This window comes from Vibrio sp. 1978 (genome assembly GCF_033344345.1).
This window is the reverse complement of sequence record NZ_JAWPOP010000346.1, coordinates 1-780: the sequence shown is the minus strand read 5'-3', so window position 1 is coordinate 780 and position 780 is coordinate 1. Positions and strand designations below refer to the sequence as shown.

Genomic DNA, 780 nt, shown 5'->3' with positions numbered 1-780 from the left:
TGTACCTGCATTTTTCGCCACTTTGGTTGCAGTGTTCATTTGGATGACGGTTCGAGATACGCCTCAGTCTTGTGGTCTACCGCCGATTGAAGAGTACAAAGATGACTACCCAGATGACTACGACAAGTCGCATGAACAAGAAATGACGGCGAAGGAAATTTTCTTCAAGTACGTATTCAACAATAAACTGTTGTGGTCGATTGCGATTGCAAACGCGTTTGTTTACTTGATCCGTTACGGTGTGTTGGACTGGGCCCCCGTTTATCTAAAAGAAGCGAAGGACTTCTCGGTAGATAAATCGTCTTGGGCTTACTTCCTATACGAGTGGGCAGGTATTCCTGGCACGTTATTGTGTGGTTGGATTTCGGACAAACTGTTCAAAGGCCGTCGTGCACCTGCAGGCATCTTGTTCATGGTATTGGTAACGTTGGCGGTATTGGTTTACTGGTTCAACCCTGCGGGCAACCCAACAATCGATATGATGGCTCTTATCGCGATTGGCTTCTTGATTTACGGCCCTGTCATGCTGATTGGTTTGTATGCACTTGAATTGGCGCCGAAAAAAGCAGCGGGTACTGCTGCTGGTCTAACTGGCTTGTTTGGTTACTTAGGCGGTGCGGTGGCTGCGAACGCGGTTCTTGGTTACACCGTGGACCATTTCGGTTGGGATGGCGGTTTCATCATTCTAATTGGTTCATGTATTACTTCTATCGTGTGTTTGACGTATGCGCTTCTAGGCGAACGCGCACACCACGAGCAAAAAGAGCGCGAAAAGGAACA

General features: G+C 47.8%; 1 protein-coding gene. It reads left to right on the top strand.

Annotated elements, in window-relative coordinates:
• Nucleotides 1–780, top strand: a 780-nt coding sequence (locus tag R8N49_RS26540) for an MFS transporter (protein ID WP_318190372.1), incomplete at both ends; no start/stop codon positions are given.